We start from the raw sequence: 281 nt of genomic DNA, 5'->3' as shown, positions 1-281 counted from the left end.
CCGAACTCAGCAGTGAAACGAGGTATCGCCGATGGTAGTGTGGGGCTTCCCCATGTGAGAGTAGGTCATCGCCAGGCTTTAATTAGAAAACCCCAGTCGCTTATGCGGCTGGGGTTTTTGCTTATTAGTGTGAGCACATTGATTTTGGTTTTGAAATCAAAGCCTCCCTTCTGAAAATGTCGATTGACATCAAACGGAAACGGAGTAGAATGCGCTCCTCGTTGTCACCGGCCAAGGCCTTTGATGACACCGTTGAGAGATTCCTAACTCGTTGATTTCAT

Annotated in this window: 1 rRNA gene; it reads left to right on the top strand. The window is 47.7% G+C overall.

Annotated elements, in window-relative coordinates:
* A 5S ribosomal RNA gene (gene rrf / locus ACY2RR_RS24490) occupies positions 1-77 on the top strand; the annotation flags it as partial.
* Positions 78-281: the final 204 nt, after the last annotated feature.

Source organism: Parendozoicomonas sp. 2304DJ65-17 (assembly GCF_058148445.1).
Note: the sequence above shows the minus strand (reverse complement) of the source record. Positions and strands in the feature narration are given on the sequence as shown.